The following is a 1,581-nucleotide window of genomic DNA, read 5'->3' as shown; positions in this document are numbered from 1 at the left end:
GACACGGTCATCGAAAACCAGCACTCTGGCCAGTGAAATAGATACCGTACGGTCGTCGGTGAACTGGACTCTGGGTGACAACCTGGAAAATCTCGAACTGACAGGCAGCAGCAACCTCAACGGTACCGGTAACGTCCTGAACAACCGCATGACCGGTAACGCCGGCAACAACATCCTCGATGGCAAGGCCGGGGCCGACACCATGATCGGCGGTGCCGGCAACGACACCTACTACGTTGACAACATCGGTGACATCGTCACCGAACTGAGCGGTGAAGGCCATGATCTGGTCAAGTCCTCGGTCAGCTACACCTTGTCTGCCAATGTCGAGGACGGCCAACTGTTTGGCAGCGGCGTACTTGATCTGACCGGCAACGATCTGAATAACGTGCTCACCGGTACTGACGGGGTCAATACCCTCAATGGCGGCCTGGGCGCCGATACCATGATCGGTGGCGCCGGCAACGACACCTACTACGTCGACAACATCGGTGACGTGGTTGTCGAGACCGGCACCTCACTGACCGAAATCGACCGGGTCTTCGCCTCCATCGACTACACCCTCGGCGCCAATGTCGAGAACGTGCTGCTCACCGGCACTGCCAACCTCAACGGGACCGGCAACGAGCTGAACAACCGCATGACCGGCAACGATGGCAACAACACCCTCGATGGCGGCCTGGGCGCCGATACCATGATCGGTGGCGCCGGCAACGACACCTACTACGTCGACAACATCGGTGACGTGGTTGTCGAGACCGGCACCTCGCTGACCGAAATCGACCGGGTCTTCGCCTCCATCGACTACACCCTCGGCGCCAATGTCGAGAACGTGCTGCTCACCGGCACTGCCAACCTCAACGGGACCGGCAACGAGCTGAACAACCGCATGACCGGTAACGCCGGCAACAACATCCTCGATGGCAAGGCCGGGGCCGACACCATGATCGGCGGTGCCGGCGACGATACCTATATCGTCGACAACGCTGGTGACATCGTCACCGAACTGAGCGGTGAAGGCCATGATCTGGTCAAGTCCTCGGTCAGCTACACCTTGTCTGCCAATGTCGAGGACGGTCAACTGTTTGGCAGCGGCGTACTTGATCTGACCGGCAACGATCTGAATAACGTGCTCACCGGTACTGACGGGGTCAATACCCTCAATGGCGGCCTGGGCGCCGATACCATGATCGGTGGCGCCGGCAACGACACCTACTACGTTGACAACATCGGTGACGTGGTTGTCGAGACCGGCACCTCGCTGACCGAAATCGACCGGGTCTTCGCCTCCATCGACTACACCCTCGGCGCCAATGTCGAGAACGTGCTGCTCACCGGCACTGCCAACCTCAACGGTACCGGCAACGAGCTGAACAACCGCATGACCGGCAACGATGGCAACAACACCCTCGATGGCGGCCTGGGCGCCGATACCATGATCGGGCGGTCTGGGCAACGACACCTACATCGTCGACAACGCCGGCGACACGGTCATCGAAACCAGCACTCTGGCCAGTGAAATAGATACCGTACGGTCGTCGGTGAACTGGACTCTGGGTGACAACCTGGAAAATCTCGAAA

At 59.5% G+C, this 1,581-nt stretch carries 1 pseudogene; it reads left to right on the top strand.

Going from position 1 to position 1,581, the window contains the following annotated elements:
• Positions 1–103 precede the first annotated feature (103 nt).
• Positions 104–1,581: pseudogene (locus HT737_RS30850) on the top strand (beta strand repeat-containing protein); the annotation flags it as partial.

Origin of the sequence: Pseudomonas sp. MD195_PC81_125 (assembly GCF_014060985.1) — a bacterium.
GTDB classification, from domain to species: domain Bacteria; phylum Pseudomonadota; class Gammaproteobacteria; order Pseudomonadales; family Pseudomonadaceae; genus Aquipseudomonas; species Aquipseudomonas parakoreensis.
Note: the sequence above shows the minus strand (reverse complement) of the source record. Positions and strands in the feature narration are given on the sequence as shown.